At 73.8% G+C, this 15,707-nt stretch carries 12 protein-coding genes; 7 read left to right on the top strand and 5 right to left on the bottom strand.

What is annotated here, in order from left to right; genetic code table 11:
* Positions 1-73 precede the first annotated feature (73 nt).
* From BBK14_RS19450 to BBK14_RS19440, 3 genes are read left to right on the top strand one after another with little or no spacing between them, the layout of a single operon-like run.
* Positions 74-1,507 (top strand): DUF4350 domain-containing protein, encoded by a 1,434-nt coding sequence (locus tag BBK14_RS19450; protein ID WP_071064574.1) that lies wholly within the window; start codon positions 74-76, stop codon positions 1,505-1,507.
* Positions 1,504-2,544, top strand: a complete 1,041-nt coding sequence (locus BBK14_RS19445; protein WP_071064572.1) for an AAA family ATPase — start codon at positions 1,504-1,506, stop codon at positions 2,542-2,544. Before BBK14_RS19450 ends, BBK14_RS19445 begins: the two co-directional genes overlap by 4 nt.
* 9 nt (positions 2,545-2,553) lie before the next feature.
* Positions 2,554-3,852 carry a DUF58 domain-containing protein gene (locus BBK14_RS19440; protein ID WP_071064570.1) on the top strand — a complete coding sequence of 433 codons (1,299 nt, stop codon included), beginning with the start codon at positions 2,554-2,556 and terminating at the stop codon, positions 3,850-3,852.
* Here the strand turns inward: BBK14_RS19440 and BBK14_RS19435 are convergent.
* Positions 3,824-4,969, bottom strand: a complete 1,146-nt coding sequence (locus BBK14_RS19435) for a LysR family transcriptional regulator (protein WP_131802353.1) — start codon at positions 4,967-4,969, stop codon at positions 3,824-3,826. The genes BBK14_RS19440 and BBK14_RS19435 overlap by 29 nt on opposite strands.
* 117 nt (positions 4,970-5,086) lie before the next feature.
* Between BBK14_RS19435 and BBK14_RS19430 the strand changes: the two genes are divergently transcribed.
* A complete protein-coding gene (locus BBK14_RS19430; protein ID WP_071064566.1) occupies positions 5,087-5,662 on the top strand; it encodes a hypothetical protein in 576 nt (191 codons plus the stop codon).
* Between the two features lie 114 nt (positions 5,663-5,776).
* Here the strand turns inward: BBK14_RS19430 and BBK14_RS19425 are convergent, their stop codons facing one another.
* The gene (locus BBK14_RS19425) at positions 5,777-6,784 is read right to left on the bottom strand and encodes a stage II sporulation protein M (RefSeq protein ID WP_071064564.1); all 1,008 of its coding nucleotides are present in this window, start codon (positions 6,782-6,784) and stop codon (positions 5,777-5,779) included.
* Positions 6,785-6,878: 94 nt separating this feature from the next.
* On the opposite strand from BBK14_RS19425, the gene BBK14_RS42295 reads away from it, so the two are divergent.
* The 3 genes from BBK14_RS42295 (at position 6,879) to BBK14_RS19410 (ending at position 12,759) form a co-directional block, all read left to right on the top strand.
* The gene (locus BBK14_RS42295) at positions 6,879-8,063 is read left to right on the top strand and encodes an RDD family protein (RefSeq protein ID WP_083391087.1); all 1,185 of its coding nucleotides are present in this window, start codon (positions 6,879-6,881) and stop codon (positions 8,061-8,063) included.
* A gap of 601 nt (positions 8,064-8,664) precedes the next feature.
* Positions 8,665-11,136: a transglycosylase domain-containing protein gene (locus BBK14_RS19415; protein ID WP_157904301.1), complete on the top strand. Its 2,472-nt coding sequence runs from the start codon at positions 8,665-8,667 to the stop codon at positions 11,134-11,136.
* Between the two features lie 180 nt (positions 11,137-11,316).
* The gene (locus BBK14_RS19410) at positions 11,317-12,759 is read left to right on the top strand and encodes a WD40 repeat domain-containing protein (protein ID WP_241831668.1); all 1,443 of its coding nucleotides are present in this window, start codon (positions 11,317-11,319) and stop codon (positions 12,757-12,759) included.
* A 32-nt stretch (positions 12,760-12,791) separates the two neighbouring features.
* On the opposite strand, the gene BBK14_RS19405 is transcribed toward BBK14_RS19410, so the two are convergent.
* From BBK14_RS19405 to BBK14_RS19395, 3 genes are read right to left on the bottom strand one after another with little or no spacing between them, the layout of a single operon-like run.
* Entirely contained in the window at positions 12,792-13,970 is a 1,179-nt protein-coding gene (locus BBK14_RS19405; protein ID WP_071064562.1) for an SIS domain-containing protein, read from the bottom strand.
* A gap of 19 nt (positions 13,971-13,989) precedes the next feature.
* Complete coding sequence (locus BBK14_RS19400; RefSeq protein ID WP_018501528.1) at positions 13,990-14,190, bottom strand: Trm112 family protein; 201 nt, start codon at positions 14,188-14,190, stop codon at positions 13,990-13,992.
* The gene (locus BBK14_RS19395) at positions 14,190-15,551 is read right to left on the bottom strand and encodes a phosphomannomutase/phosphoglucomutase (protein WP_071064560.1); all 1,362 of its coding nucleotides are present in this window, start codon (positions 15,549-15,551) and stop codon (positions 14,190-14,192) included. Before BBK14_RS19395 ends, BBK14_RS19400 begins: the two co-directional genes overlap by 1 nt.
* Between the last annotated feature and the right edge of the window lie 156 nt (positions 15,552-15,707).

Below are 15,707 nucleotides of genomic sequence, written 5' to 3'. Positions count from 1 at the left end.
TGACCGCCCGCGCCCGGCGACACCGGCCTCCGGGCCCTTCGGCACTCCAGCGGGACCGCGCCCGGGCGCAGGCGTGGGCCGAGGCGGGGGTGGCTCGACCCACGTCCGCAGCGGTCCCCGGCCGCCGGCCGTCCGGCGCGCGGTGCGGCTCGGCGCCGTCCTCGGCGCACTGGTGATCGCGTACGCGGTGATCACCGCTGTGGTCAGCCGCCCGGCCGGCCACGGCTACCTGGACATCACCTCCGCGGACGGATACGGCACCCGGGCGGTCGCGGAGATCCTGCGCGCCCGCGGGGTGACGGTGACGGCCGGCGAGCAGGTGCCGACGGCAGCCCCGGCACCCGGCCCCGCGGGGGCGTCCGCAGGGCGGACGGTGGTCGTCACCAACCCCGACCTGCTGTCCCAGGCCGAGCTCGACGCGCTGGTGACCAGCACCCGCGCCGGCTCGGACGTCGTTCTCGTCGCCCCGGATCCCAGCGTGGTGGTCGCGCTGGGCCTGCCGGTCACGACCGGGCAGCCGGGCGTAGGTGACTACGGTGACGAATCCCCCCCGGGGTGCACGCTCCCCGAGGCAGGCGCGGCCGGGTCGACCACGGTCGGCGACTCGGTGACGTTCGCCCGCACCAACGGCCAGGACAGCCAGGACAGCCAGAACGGCCAGGGCACCCCGGGCGGCCGGAGCGGCGCCACCCGCGTCGAGCTCTGCTACGGCGACCCCGGCGCGGCCCGGCTGGCGGTGCTCACCCCCACCCGGTCGGACGTCGGCAGCGGGCCGACCGGGCGCCTGGTGCTCCTGGGCGGCGGCGGCTTCCTCACCAACGAACGCCTAGACGAGACCGGGAACGCGGCGCTGGCCCTCGGGCTGCTCGCCCGCACCCCCCGGCTGGAGTGGGTGACCCCGGTCGTCGCGGCCGAGGACGCCGTGGGCACGAAAGGCCTGTCGGAGCTGCTCCCCGACGGTTTCTGGTTCGGCTCCCTGCAGCTCCTGCTCGTCCTGGTGTTCCTCGCCCTGTGGCAGGGACGGCGGCTCGGGCCACCGATCGAGGAGCCGCTGCCCGTCGTGGTGCGCTCCACCGAGACCGTCGAGGGCCGGGGCCGGCTCTACGCCGCGGCGCACGCCCGCGAACGGGCCGCCGCGGCGCTGCGGGCGGGGCTGCGGGCCCGGCTCGCCGACCGGCTCGGCATCGATACCGCCGCGGCCGGCTCGCCGTGGCACACCCGTGGCCCGGATCCGACCGTCCTCGTGGCCTCCGTCGCCGAACAGACCGGACGGTCACCCATGGAGATCGGGCCACTCCTGTACGGTTCGGACATGGCGCCCACGGGCTATTCCGAACCACCCTGGCCGGCCCACCAGGGCCCGCCCGCCTCATGGGCATCACCGATCCCGCCGAGCCCGGTCGACATCCAGGCTGCCAGGACGAGGCGGGATGCCGAGGGTGACGTCGCGCTCGTCCGGCTGGCCCGCGCCCTGCACGAACTCGATCGACAGGTGGGCAGAAGGTGACATCCCCGAACCTCGGCGCTCCCCCGCCCGGATCGGAGACGCTGCGCAAGCCGCTGGCCGCTCCGCAGGCGCCTCCCCCCGCCGACGCCGAGGCCGCCCGCCGGGCGCTGGTGACGCTGCGCGACGAGGTCGCGAAGGCCGTCGTGGGCCAGGACGCCGCCGTCAGCGGCCTCGTCGTGGCGCTGCTGTGCCGCGGCCACGCGCTGCTCGAAGGCGTCCCCGGGGTCGCGAAGACCCTGCTCGTACGAACGCTGGCGGCCGCGTTGTCGCTCGACACCAAGCGGCTGCAGTTCACCCCGGACCTGATGCCGGGTGACGTCACGGGTTCGCTCGTCTACGACAGCCGGACCAGCGAGTTCACGTTCCGTGAGGGGCCGGTCTTCACCAACCTGCTGCTCGCGGACGAGATCAATCGGACGCCACCGAAGACCCAGGCGGCGCTGCTCGAGGTCATGGAGGAACGACAGGTCACCGTCGAGGGCGTGCCACGCCCGCTCCCGGCGCCCTTCGCCGTCCTGGCGACCCAGAACCCCATCGAACACGAGGGGACCTACCCCCTTCCCGAGGCGCAGCTGGACCGTTTCCTGATCAAGGTGACGCTGCCGCTGCCGCCCCGCGACGACGAGGTGCGGATCCTCGCCCACCATGCCGGCGGGTTCGACCCGGGCAACCTGGCCGCCGCCGGGGTGTCGCCGGTGGCCGGCCCGGCCGATCTGGCGGCCGCGCGGGCAGCCGTGTCCCGGGTGCAGATCCACCCCGAGGTGCTCGCGTACATCGTGGACCTGGCGCGGGCCACCCGGGCGGCTCCGTCGGTGCAGCTCGGGGTGTCGCCGCGCGGGGCGACCGCGCTGCTGGCGACCACCCGCGCGTGGGCCTGGCTGTCCGGGCGCACATACGCCACGCCGGACGACGTCAAGGCGCTGGCCCGGGCGACCCTGCGCCACCGGATCAGCCTGCGGCCGGAGGCCGAGCAGGACGGCGTCACCGCCGACACCGTGCTCGACCAGGTGCTCGCCGTCGTGCCCGTCCCCCGGTAACGGGCAGCTGTGGCGATCACCGGCCGCGCCGTGGCGCTGGTCGCGCTCGGCATCGTCGTGGTGGTTCTCTCCCCGGCGCCGGGCGCGACCTTCGTGCTGGTGAACCTGCTGGTCGTCGCGCTGATCTGCGTCGACGTGTGGCTGGCGGGGCAGGTGCGCGCGTGCACGTTCGCCCGCTCCGGACCGACCGCGGCCCGGCTGGGTCAGCCGGTTCCGCTCGTGCTGACCGTCGCCAACAACGGAACCCGCACCGTGCGGGCCCGCATCCGCGACGGCTGGCCGCCGTCCGCCGGCGCCCGACCACGGGTGCACCGGGTGACGGTGCCGGCGGGCGAGCGCCGGTTCCTGGAGACCACGCTGAACCCGACCCGACGCGGTGACCGGATGCCCGTCCGCATCACCGTGCGCTCGCTGGGCCCGCTGGGCCTGGCCGGGCGGCAGGGCCGGCACCACTGCCCGTGGCGGGTGCGGGTGCTGCCGCCGTTCTCGTCCCGCCGGCACCTGCCGGCCGCGCTGGCCCGGTTGCGCGAGGTGGAGGGCGAGGTCGCGATCCGCGGCGGCGGCGCCGGCTCGGAGTTCGACAGCCTGCGGGAGTACGTCGTCGGCGACGACGTGCGGACGATCGACTGGCGGGCCACCGCCCGCCACCACGGCTCGGTGGTCGTCCGCACCTTCCGGCCCGAACGGGACCGCCGGGTCATCTGCGTCCTCGACACCGGCCGGACGTCAGCCGGCCGGGTCGGCGACGTCCCCCGGCTGGACCATGCGTTGGACGCCGCACTGCTGCTCACCGCCGTCGCCCTGCGGGCCGGGGACCGGGTCGGGCTGGTCGCCCACGACAGCACCAGCCGGATCTCCCTGCCGACCTCACGGGACAACGGCCTGCTGGCCCGGATGAGCGATGCGATGGCCACCCTGGAACCGGCCCTCGTCGAGGCCGACCACGCCGGGATGGCCTCGGCGGTGCTGCGCAACGCCTCCCGGCGTGCCCTCGTCGTCATCTTCACCGAGCTTGTCCCGGCGGTGATCGAGGACGGCCTGCTGCCGGCGCTGCCCACGCTGACCTCCCGGCACACGGTGCTCGTGGCCGCGCTGCGCGACCCCCGGCTTGACGAGCTCACAGCCGGGCACGGCGACGTCCACCAGGTGTACGCGGCGGCGGCGGCGGAGCAGACGCTGCTGCGGCGGCGCGAGCTGACCGAGGCGCTGCGCCGCCGCGGCGTCGAGGTGGTGGACGTGGCACCGGCGCACTACGCGGCGCTGGTCACCGACACCTACCTCACGCTGAAGGCCCGCGGGCGCCTGTGACCGCGGCCCGCGCGGCGGCCCCCCGCGCGAGATCCGGGGTGCCCGGACGCTCCCGGGGCTCCGCGGCGGCGTCCAGGCCCGTCTCGCGCACGACGGCACGCAGCTCCCGGACGACGCGCAGCGCCCGCTCCCCCGGATCGACGCGCGTGGTGGCGTAGACCTCCTGGGTCAGGTCGACACCGTCGCGGCGGACCGGGACCCAGCGGAACGAGCCCGCCCGCGTGCCCGCGAACGAGCTGCCGCTCTTGAACGGCAACGCGATGTCGGACGGGACGACGACGGTGCCGTGACCGTCCTGGCCGAACGCGACAAGCACCTTGGTGCCATACGCCTCGTGCGCGACCCGGGCCGCGATCCCCGGATCGTCCGCAATGTGCTCGGCGATCTCCCGCTCGAGCATCTGACGGGAGCGTGCGGGCAACGGCGGCACCAGCAGCCGGCGCCGGACCAGATCCCGAAGCTCGATGCCGTGCTCGGCCTCGGCCTCGGCCTCGGCCTCGGCGGAGTCGATCATCGCCTCGAGCCGGGATGTGTAGAGCCGGTGCCGGTCGAGGGCGGGCGGATCGCCCACCCGCCTGGGCGGCGGGCCGATGACGAGGTCCGTCGCGCCGTGCAGGAGCGACCCGATGACGTTCTCCTCGAACACGACCATCGACCGGTCCTGCTCGCCCAGCACGTTGGTGGTGCACTCGATGTGGTCATCCGACCGGCCGTCACGCCCGCCGGCGTCACCGCCGGGACGTTCGTCGGCGACCGTCACGCGCAGCCGGCGCATCACCGCGGAGACCAGGTGCGCGTGCTGCGGGAGGAACGTGATGCGCAGCGTCGACGAGCCGGCGTCCGACAACGCACCCCAGCGGTCCATCATCTCCCGCGCCTGGCGGTACACCTCCGTCCCGAACACCGAAAGGCCACGCCGGTCCTGGGCGAAGAGGCTGCGGCCGGCGAAGGCCGACTGGAGCAGGTCGAGGTTCTGCCGGACGGCATTCGGGGTCTGGCGGAGCTCGTCCGCGGCCCGGCTGACCGAGCAGTCGAGCTCCGCGACCGAGACGAAGACCCGCAACCTGGCAAGGGTGATCCGGGGGTCGGGACCGCGTCCGCGCTCGTGCTGAAGCACAAGCCGAGCTTGGCACAGCTCAGAAGATTTTGTGTGCCTCAGAGCAGCGTAAGTTCTGTGGGTACGGAAATAAAGCTGCTCTTGCTCACGGTCGAGGACGGCCGGCACGATAGGCGGGTGGACATCCTTGATCCGGATCTTGCGGCACGCATCGGCGCGCTCGGCGCCGCGGATGCCGACGGCGTAGGGCGCGAGGCGTGCGCGCTGTTCGCCGCCGGATACGGGCGGCGCGACGCGCGCGACCTCGCCCGAGCCCTGCACTGGCTGCTGCGCGGCAATCCACTGGTCTGCTCCAGCACCCAGATCATGCACGCTCTCGCGAACGGTGCGGGCAGCGCGCGATCCGGCGCGATGATCCCCAGCCCGACGCTTCCGGACGAGCCGCCCGCCGCCGGCACGCTCCCGGCTCGGGCGCCCGCCGCCCCGCCACGCGGCGCGGTGCCCTCGCTCGCCGGGCTCCCCGCGCTTTCGGACGCCCAGTGCGCCGCGCTCGCCGTCGCCCTCGATCTCAACCACGGCCTGGACCAGGGCACGGCCCGCGCGGACGGGTCCCTGCCGCCCCACGGCGCGACCGCGGACCTCATCAAGCTGCTGGCCCTCGGCCGCCGGCTGGCGCTGGCGCTCGAGCTGCTCCGCCGTCCGGACTATTTCCTCTCCGAGATGTACCGGGGCGAGGAACTCCTGATCGGCTAGGACGGCCGACCGAACCGGCGGCCGACCCGAGCCCGAGCTGGACGGCCGCCGCCGCGCGGCGTCACAGCGCCAGGGCGTCTGGGGCGTCACTACGCTCACGACGTCACGGCGGCACTAAGCCACGGGCACGAGATCCGCGGCCAGGGACTCTTCGAGATCGCCCCGTTCTCCGGCGGCGACCGCGCGACTCCCGTAGATCCACACGTAGGCGACGAAACCCGCCCAGGCCAGCGCACCGATCCCGATCCGGATCGCGGTGGGCAGGGACGACGGTGTCACGAACGCCTCGATGACCCCGGAGATGGCGAGCACGACCGCCATCCCCAGGACAATCCCGATCGCGGCCCTCCCCTCGGCCGCCAGCGCCTCCACCCGGCGCCGAGGCCCCGGGGCGATGATCGACCATCCCAGCCGCAGGCCGACCGCGCCGGCCACGAAGACCACGGTGAGCTCCAGCATCCCGTGCGGCAGGATGAGGGAGAAGAACTGCCCGCCCTCCCCGCAGCTGCCCATGTAGCCGCCGACGATGCCCAGGTTCACCGAGTTCAGCAGCAGGACGAGAAGCGTCGGGATGCCGAACAGGACACCGAAGGCCACCGCCTGTGCCGCCACCCAGGCGTTGTTGGTCCAGACCTGGCTGGCGAACGACGAGGCCGGGTTCTCGGTGTAGTAGCTGGCGAAATCCGACCGGCACAGGTCGGCCACCTCGTCGGGCGGGACGAGGTTCGCCCGGGCGTCCCCATTGTTCATGATCCAGAGCGCGAACGCGAGCGCGACCAGCAGCGACATCACCGTGGTCGCGATCACCCAGTAACGGCGCACGTAGACCGCGGCGGGGAACGTGACGGCGAAGAACCTGCCCACGACATGCCAGCCCTGGTCCGGCGCACCGACGACCGCGGCCCGGCCCCGGGTGACCAGACTCGCCAGATCGTCGACCAGGTTGGGGTCGTGGGACCGGCCGCGGATCACCGACAGGTGGGTGGCGGCGCGCTGGTACAGCTCGACCATCTCGTCGAGCTCGTCGGCGGACATCCGCCGCGGCCGGCCGGCCCGGTCGACCAGCTGGCCCAGCCGAATCCATTCCGGACGGTGGACGGCGACGTACGCATCGAGGTCCATGGGAGGCTTACTCTTCCAGACCGGTCCGCGCCCCGCGCGTGCCGGGCATGATCGGTCGTGACCGGAACGGCTGCAGGCGCGCGGGGAGCGGCGGATGAACCAGGTGGTCACGGGTGAGGCCGTCGCCATCGACCTGCGGGTCGCCCGGCTGGGCTCCCGCATGATCGCCGGGCTCATCGACCTCGCCATCCAGAGCTACGCCCTGTACACGATCGCCATCGCGGGCTTCCTCGTGGTCCAGCCGGGCGACGAGGCCCTGACGGCCGCCCTCTTCCTCGTCATCTATGTGGGTGTCGTCCTCGGGTATCCCGTCGCGTGCGAGACCTTCATGCGGGGCCGCACGGTCGGGAAGATGGTGCTGGGCCTGCGGGTCGTCCGTGACGACGGTGGTCCGATCCGCTTCCGGCACGCGCTCACCAGGGGGCTGATCGGCACGGTCGCCGAGCGGCCAGGGCTGTTGCTCGGCCTGCCCGCCGTGATCTGCATGCTCTGCTCGAGCCGCTCCAAGCGCCTCGGTGACGTCTTCGCCGGCACCGTCGTCCTGCAGGCGAACGTGCCGCGTACCATCGGCGCGCTCCCGACCGTCCCGCCGCCGCTGGTCGGCTGGGTCAGCACCCTCGACCTGACCGGTGTGGACGACGAGCTCGCCGTGCGCGCCCGCCGCTTCCTGGCCCGGGCACACGAGCTCTCGGACGATTCCCGGGAGCGGATCGGCGGTGCCCTGCTGTACGAGATCCGCGCGGCGGTAGCACCGCAACCCCCTTCGGACGCGCCCGGCTGGGCCGTCGTGTCCGCCGTGCTCGCCGAACGAACTCGCCGCGCGTACGTACGGCTGACGGCAGGCCGCCAGCCCCATGCCGGGGTCACGGGATATCCACCCGGCGGACCGGCGGGCTGGTCCCCCGGCGGTCCGAATCCAGGACCGGCGGAATACCCGCCCTTCCACGCCGTGCCCTACCCGAGCGCCCCGTTCCCGGCGGCGCAGCACCCAGGCGCGCCGTTCCCAGCGCAGCACCCAGACGCACCGTTCCCGGCGGCGCAGCACTCAGGCAGCGCCCCGTTCCCAGCGGCGGCCTACCCGGGTTCCCCGTTCCCGGCGACGCGACACCCAGGCGCATCTTTCCCAGCCGCGCACTACCCGGGCGCGCCGGGAGCACAGGTCCCTGCCGGGCCCCAGCCGGACGCGGCGTCCCCGACCGCGCCCTACCCGGAGGCACCCGTCCCAGCTACTCCCCAGCCCCCCAACACCCCACCGCCACCCCCCACACACCCTCGGTGACGCGAACGAGGCCGCGGCCCGGGCTGCGGCTGAGTGCGGCGGCTCGCTGAACTGGGGCGGGGCGCTGAAGTGTGGCGGCTCAATGAGTCCCTGGACCCCGTCAGCCGCCGCACATCCAGCCCATCCCACTTTGGTGCCAACTCGGGCAACTCGAGCCAGGGAGGAGGCGGATGGGCCAGGCCGGCCGAGCGTTCCGGGAACTCGGTGGGGCGGACGGGTGACACCGGTGGGCGCGCAGGGTGACCGGGGTGGGTGAGCGCAGCGGCGGTGTGGGGCAGCGCGGGCCGGATGGGCGCGGCCCCACTCGCTCGTCTAGCGTTCCTGGGAGTGGGATCCACCGGGGTGGACCGTGACGAACCGGATCCGTTACCCCTGGGCCGCGTGGCGGTGCGCATCCGATGACCTTCTCGGGTCGGATGAGCGACCTTGCGCGGCGTCACGCATGCTTGACGGGTCCGGCAGGGCAGGGCTCCGGCACGCACAGCCGGGCCCGCGAGGGTTGGGGGTGACAGCGACGGTACAGGGACAGGAGTCGGCATCCCCGGTCCGCGGTGACGCCGCGTCCGGTCGGGCCGGACGCAAAAGAGGCCCGCAGGTCCGTATGGCGGGCAGGCCGCGGGGAGGCATCACCCATCCGGACGAGACGGGTGGTCCCGCGGGCGAGACGAGTGGGCCCGCCCGGCGGTCCCGCGGTGGGCCTGACGGGCCCGGGCGGCTCGGGAGGTCGGTGCCGCGTCCTTCGGGAAGCCGTTCACGCGGCACGTCGGCGCCGCTCGGCAGCACCGACGACCTGCCGTTCGGGCCACCGACCGGCGGAATCCGCCGTCCGGTCGACCGGCGGCGGCACCTCACCCGGATGGGGCTCGTCGCCACCGCCATGGGTGTCGCGGTCGGGCTCATGGCGCTGCCGTTCCTGAGCGCCGCGGGGCTGTTCGCGAAGGCGTCCGCCGACCACTTCCTCGAGCTTCCCTCGGACCTCGTGACCCCGCCTCTGCCACAGAGATCCACGATCCTGGCAGCGGACGGATCCGTGATCGCCACGCTGACCGGGGCGGAGGACCGGCGGGTCGTCACCGGCGACGAGATCCCGAAGATCATGCGCGAGGCGATCGTCGCGATCGAGGACGCCCGCTTCTACTCCCACAACGGCGTGGACCCCCAGGGAGTGCTGCGGGCCGCGGCCCGCAACAGCGAGGCCGGCTCCACCACCCAGGGCGGCTCCACGCTGACCCAGCAGTACGTGAAGAACGTGCTGCTTCAGGACGCCACCACGCCCGAGGAGCGTGACGCGGTCGCCGGCGACTCGCTGGACCGCAAGCTGCGCGAGCTGCGCTACGCCGTCGCGATCGAGCAGCGGTTCAGCAAGGACGAGATCCTCACCCGGTACCTGAACATCGCCTACTTCGGCGACGGCGTGTACGGCGTGGGGACGGCGGCCGAGCACTACTTCGGCATTCCGATCTCCGAGGTCAGCCTCGAGCAGGCCGCCCTGCTCGCCGGGCTCGTCCAGAGCCCGTCGCGCTACGACCCGGTGAACCACCCGCAGGCCGCGCTCGAGCGCCGGAACATGGTGCTCACCCGGATGGCCGACGAGAACTACGTCAGCCGCACCCAGGCGGACGCCGCCCGGCAGATGCCGATCGACGTCATCACCGACCAGCCGACCACGCAGGACTCCTGCGAGATGTCGAGCGCGCCGTTCTTCTGCGACTACATCCGGACCCAGCTGAGCGCCAACCCCGCGCTGGGCGCCACCAAGGAGGAGCGTGACCGGCGGATCTACGAGGGTGGCCTCGTCATCAGGACCACGCTGAACCCGCAGGTGCAGCAGGCGGCGCAGATGGCCGTCAACTCGATCATCCCGCCGGACAACCGGGTGGCCGCGACCGAGGTCGTCATCCAGCCGGGCACCGGCGCGATCCTCGGGATGGCGGTCAACCGCGTCTTCGGGACCAACGAGGCGGCGAACCAGACGAAGCTCGAGCTGCCGACCCGACCGCTCCAGCCCGGGTCGACCTTCAAGACGTTCACCGTGGCGGCCGCGCTCGAACAGGGGTACGGCGTGGGGACGGCTTGGCACTCCCCCGCCTGCTACTCGACCCCCGCGTTCCCGCTCGACCGCGGCGAGGGCGACTGCCCCAAAGGCTTCCAGAACGCCGACCCCGCCGAAGTCGGCGTCTACCGGATGGACGACGCGACCTGGGACTCGGTCAACACCTACTTCATCCAGCTCGAGGAGGAGATCGGGGTACCGGCGGTCGTCGAGATGGCGACCCGGCTCGGTGTCTCCCCCGACAACCTCAAGGACATCCCGCCGACCGAGGGTGACGTGACCATCGGCGGCGAGCCCGTCAGTCCGATGGACATGGCGCTCGCCTACTCCACGCTGGCCTCCGGCGGCATCCGGTGCGAGGCGCGCTTCGCCACCTCGGTGGTCGACTCCGGCGGACAGCAGATCGACGTGGGCAACACGCCGAAGTGCGAGCGGGTGCTGTCCCAGGGCGTCGCGGACACCACGACCAGCATCCTAGCCGGTGTGCTCACCAAGGGGACCGGCGGGAACGCCCGGTTCGACCACCCCGCGGCGGGCAAGACCGGCACCAACGACGGCTTCTCCAGCGCCTGGTTCGTCGGCTACACCCCGCAGATCGCGGCGGCGGTGGCGGTTGCCGACCCGAACGGCCCCGGGCACCCCCTGCGCAACGTCGTCGTGAACGGCCGCCCCTGGCCCCGTGTGTTCGGCGGCGACCTGCCGGCGATGATCTGGGGCGCCTCGATGCGGGGCGCGCTGGCCGGGCAGCCCGTGCAGGCCCTGCCCGGCGCGGACCCGGCCGTGGCCCGGGGAACCAAGGGCGGCCGGATGATGAACACCGCGCCACCCGCGCCGACCCCGACGCTGCCGAGCCTGGAAGATCTGCTGCCGGGCGCGGGCACCGGCCAGACCCCGGGGCTGCCGGGGTTCGGGCAGGGCGGCGGTGGTCAGGGGCAGGTCGTCGTGCCGCAGACCAACCAGGGCGCCGGCCAGGGGCAACAACAGCAGGGCCAACCCGACCGCAACAACCAGGGCCGCTAGGCGTCCCACGGCCCGGGGCCCGAGCGGAATCCCGCCGACAGGTCCCGGGCTGGGTGACCCCCAGGTGGCCCGTCCGGGAAAACCGGTGGCAGCGGGCGGGCCGGACCGGGACAGTGGACCCACTGGCGGCGTTGGCTGGGCGCTGGCGGGTTTCGGCCGGCACTGGCGTAACCCGGGTAGATGAACACGGCGCGGGGCGGTGACGTGACCGAGGATCTACCACCCGAGCCGGTCGCGTCGCTACTCGCGGCCGGCCACCCGGAGCGGGTGTGGGAGCTGCTTCCGAGCCTGACCTTCGGTGACGCGCTGCGGGTGGCCTCGCTTCTGCACCGAACCGGCTGGCGCCCCGGCGGCCGGGGCAACGGGCACGGTGACGCCCACCCGAGGCGGAGCGCGGCGCTGTTCGACCTGCTGGTGCGCACGAACCAGCAGGTGGGCCTGGGCCGGAGCGGCCGAGATGCGGCCTCCGCCCTCAGGTTCCCACCCGTCGCCCGCGGGCTGACCGGGCTCGGGATCGCCACCGCGGCACAACCGTCACTGGCGCCCGATACAGGCCTGATCGCCCTCGTCCACCGGGACGGGTCGTTCCGGGTCGACCACCTGACGATCTGGGATCCGTGGAGCTGCCGGCGGGTGTGGTGGCATCCGCTGCCCCGTGGGCTCGGTGGCGGCCGGTTCACCCGGCTGCTGTTCGCCGCCGACGGCCAGATCTTCGCCTGCCACCGGCCGGACCGGTTCCCGCGCGAGCCCGAGCGCCTGCTCGTGTTCGGCTACGACGCCGGCTCGTTGGTCGTCCGCGAGCTGGACTCCGCCCCTTCGGGCTTCTACGCGCTGGCACCCATGCCCGCCGGACCGGACGAGGCGGTCTGCGCCGTGCACGCGGACGGTGAAATGACGGTGTGGCCGGCGGTGCCGGACGGCGCGCCTGGCCACCCGCGGCCGCCGTCCGTCCGCCTGCCCATACCGGCCGGCCACGAGCTGGACGTCGGACTGCGCCCCGACGCCAACCTGGCCGTCTCCGCGGACGGCGAACGGATCTGCCTTGTCACCCGACGGCGCCCCGGGACGGCGCGCCAGGTCACTGTCGCCGATCGGCGGACGGGAAAGGAGCTCGCCGCCGCCACGCTCGAGTCCGCCGTGGCGGAGGTCTCCTTCCTCCCCGACGGCGAGACGGCCGCGTCCCGCGCGGGGAGCACCGTGTCGTTCTTCGGCGGGAGCGCGCCGGTCGCGGACTGGCCCGTCGGGCCCGCCCAGCGCGTGCTCTTCCTCCCGGATGGCGAGCATGTGCTGGTCGCGCACGCGAGCGGGTCGATCGAGGTCCACACCTGGCCGGACCGCGCACTGGTCGGCTTTCTCAGCGGGCCGGAGTTCCTGATCACGCTGACCGTCTCGCCCGCCGGGGACAGGGTCGTGGCCCTCGGCGAGCGGGGGCGGGTGCAGACCACCGTCTGGGACAGCGCGGTGCTACGCCTGTTGCACCGACCACTCGCCGAGGCCGCCCCGCGGGCGCCGGCCCTCGTCCGGGCGATGTCCGCGCAGGCGGCCGGTGACCGGTGGGAGCTCCAGCTGCGCGCGCTGGCGGCACTCCTCGAACACCGACCCCAACCGGGCCGTCGGGAATAACAGCGGCAGTCAGCCGTCCAGCAGCCAGCGGTTCAGCGGGGGGTGCCGAGCTCCCGCAGCCGCAGCGCGGCGCCGGGGTCGACCCCGAGTGCGAGTCCTACGTAGCTGCCCGCGAAGTCGATCAGGCCGATCAGGGAGGCCAGGCGCTCCAGCGGCGCCGTGCCCTCCGCCCGCAGCTCGGTGACGCCGACGCCGTGCTCACCCGCGAGGACGACAGCCCGCTCCGCCGCGCGGGCGATCTCGGGATGCTCGCCGGCGGGATCACGCAGCAGGATCAGCCGAAGCCGCACGACGGCCTCGTCATCGACCCGGTCGCGGAAGAAGCCGGCCAGATCGTCGTCTGCGGCGTCGCCGTCACCGTCGCCGCCGGCCGACCCGGCCCCGCCGTTGCCGGACCCGAAAGCTCCGCGGAACAGCGCGACCTGTTCCTCAGCCGGATGCGGCAGCGCCCCGACCAGCGCGGGGTAGCCCGCGCTCACCGCGAGCACACCCGCGGCCCGGGTGGCGGCGACCTCGGTCAGCCGGGTCGTCCCCCACCACAGTGGCAGGGCGCCGGCCAGCTCGAGGGCCAGCGTCTTCGCCGGGTTGACGAACGACTCGCTCGTCGGCCGGCACCTGGTCGCCATCGCCTCCAGGCGCACGGCGGCGGCCTCGATCGCGGCCTCGCCCTCACGGTGCACCCCGAGCGCCGCCGCGGCCGCGAGCAGCGGGACGGCCAGCGACCACAGTCCGGTGTACGCCGGCCGGGCTTCGGGCAGCGCCACGAACGGCGCCCTGGCCAGCTCCGCGAGGTGGGACAACGGAGAGTCCGCGGGGCCGACGACGGCCAGCCGGCAGCCCCGCCGGTGCGCCTCCTCGACGGCCGAGAGGGTCTCCGCGGAGGTACCGGACACGGACACGGCGAGGATCACGTCGGCCACCCCGGCCCAGCCGGGAAGCCCGTGCCGATGGTGCGCGATCACCGGCACCGGTGCGGCCTGCCCGGCGACGGCGTCGAGCACGTCCCCGGCGAGCGCCGAGGCGCCCACCCCGACGACCACGATCGCGCGGGGCCGGCCGTCGGCCGCGAGCGACCCGACACCGGCCTCCTGCGCCAGGCGCCAGCTCTCCCGGACCTGGCGCGCCGCCGAGGCCGTGTTCGGGAGCAGGTTGAGCGTGTCCGCGGCCTCGAGCCTGCGCGCGTCGTCCAGGATGGGCTCGTCGACGTTCACGCGGGCCGCGCGGCGCCGGTCAGGACGAGGATCCGGCCGCGGCCGGGAACGGCTTCGCCTCGTCGAGCAGCATCACCGGGATGTCGTCGCGGACCGGGAAGGCCAGACCGCACGACTCGCAGACCAGCACGGGAGCGCCGTCCAGCGTCTCCTGCCGCAGCGGAGCATGCTCCGGGCACGGGCAGGCGAGGATCTCCAGCAACAGGGGGTCGAGGCTCATCAGGAGTTCTCCCTTCCACCGCGGATGCAGACGAGGATGTCGTCGCGCAGCCGGCACATCGTGGCATCATCGCGCCCTTCGACGTTCAGGCGCAGCAGTGGCTCGGTATTGGACGGCCGGAGGTTGAACCACGACCCGTCGGCCAGCGACACGGTCAGCCCGTCCATGTGGTCGATGTCGACCGCCTGGGCGGCGTAGGCCTTCTCGACCTCGTTCATCGCCACGTCGGCGTCCGCGACCTCTGAGTTGATCTCCCCGGAGGCCGCGTAGCGGGCGTAGCCGCCGAGCAGGCCGGACAGCGGGCCGCCCTGCCCGCCCAGCGCGGCCAGCACGTGCAGGGCCGCGAGCATGCCGGAGTCCGCGCGCCAGAAGTCCCGGAAGTAGAAGTGACCGGAGTGCTCGCCGCCGAACACCGCGCCGGTGCGGGCCATCTCGGCCTTGATGAACGAGTGGCCGACGCGGGTGCGCACCGGCGCGCCGCCGCGCTCGGTCACCAGCTCGGGGACGGCCCGGCTGACGATCACGTTGTGGATGATGGTCGCGCCCGGCTCGCGGCGCAGCTCGCGCTCGGCGACCAGGGCGGTGATGACCGACGGGGAGACGATCTCGCCGCGCTCGTCGACGACGAAGCAGCGGTCGGCGTCGCCGTCGAAGGCGAGCCCGATGTCCGCGCCCGAGGAGCGCACGGCGGCCTGCAGGTCGCGCAGGTTCTCCGGCTCGATCGGGTTGGCCTCGTGGTTCGGGAAGGAGCCGTCGAGCTCGAAGTACATCGGGGTGACGGTCAGCGGCAGCCCGTCGAACACCGCCGGGACGGTCAGACCCGCCATGCCGTTGCCGGCGTCCACGACGACCTTCAGCGGGCGGATCCGGCTCAGGTCGACCAGCGAGCGCAGGTGACGCGCGTAGTCGTCACGCAGGTCGCGGGTGGTGACGGTGCCCGGCCGGCCGGTGTACTCCGGCACGCCGGCCTCGATCAGCGCCCGGATCTCCGCCAGGCCGGTCTGCTGCCCGATCGGCGCCGCGCCGGCCCGGCACAGCTTCATGCCGTTGTACTTCGCCGGGTTGTGCGAGGCGGTGAACATGGCGCCGGGCAGGTCCAGCGAGCCGGCCGCGAAGTAGAGCAGGTCGGTCGACCCGAGACCGGCGGCGATGACGTCCGCGCCCTGGCTGGTGGCGCCGTCCGCGAAGGCGGCCGCCAGCGGGACGGAGGACTCGCGCATGTCGTGGGCGGTGACGATCCGGCCGGCTCCGAGCAGGCGGACGAACGCCGCGCCGGTGGCCCGAGCCACCTCCACGTCGAACTCGGACGGCACCACACCTCGCACGTCGTATGCCTTGAAGATCCGTGAGAGGTCGTGCACCCCGTAACCACCTTCCCTGACCGGCGTCGATCGACCGGGTTGACCTTATCCGGCCGGGGTGACATCTCCGTCAGCGCCTTGCCGCGCGGGACGGGTTCGGCGCGGGACGGCGTCACGAGGCATGGCAGGCCGGCGCCGGTGCGAGGTACCGCGGCG

This window comes from Parafrankia soli, assembly GCF_001854695.1.
Lineage (GTDB): Bacteria > Actinomycetota > Actinomycetes > Frankiales > Frankiaceae > Parafrankia > Parafrankia soli.
Note: the sequence above shows the minus strand (reverse complement) of the source record. Positions and strands in the feature narration are given on the sequence as shown.

Excerpts from the sequence above, each read along its gene's own strand:
- BBK14_RS19425 (WP_071064564.1), bottom strand. The coding sequence starts at position 6,784 with ATGGACCTCGATGCGTACGTCGCCGTCCACCGTCCGGAATGGATTCGG.
- BBK14_RS42295 (WP_083391087.1), top strand. The coding sequence starts at position 6,879 with ATGAACCAGGTGGTCACGGGTGAGGCCGTCGCCATCGACCTGCGGGTC.
- BBK14_RS19415 (WP_157904301.1), top strand. The coding sequence starts at position 8,665 with ATGGCGGGCAGGCCGCGGGGAGGCATCACCCATCCGGACGAGACGGGT.
- BBK14_RS19410 (WP_241831668.1), top strand. The coding sequence starts at position 11,317 with ATGAACACGGCGCGGGGCGGTGACGTGACCGAGGATCTACCACCCGAG.
- BBK14_RS19400 (WP_018501528.1), bottom strand. The coding sequence starts at position 14,190 with ATGAGCCTCGACCCCCTGTTGCTGGAGATCCTCGCCTGCCCGTGCCCG.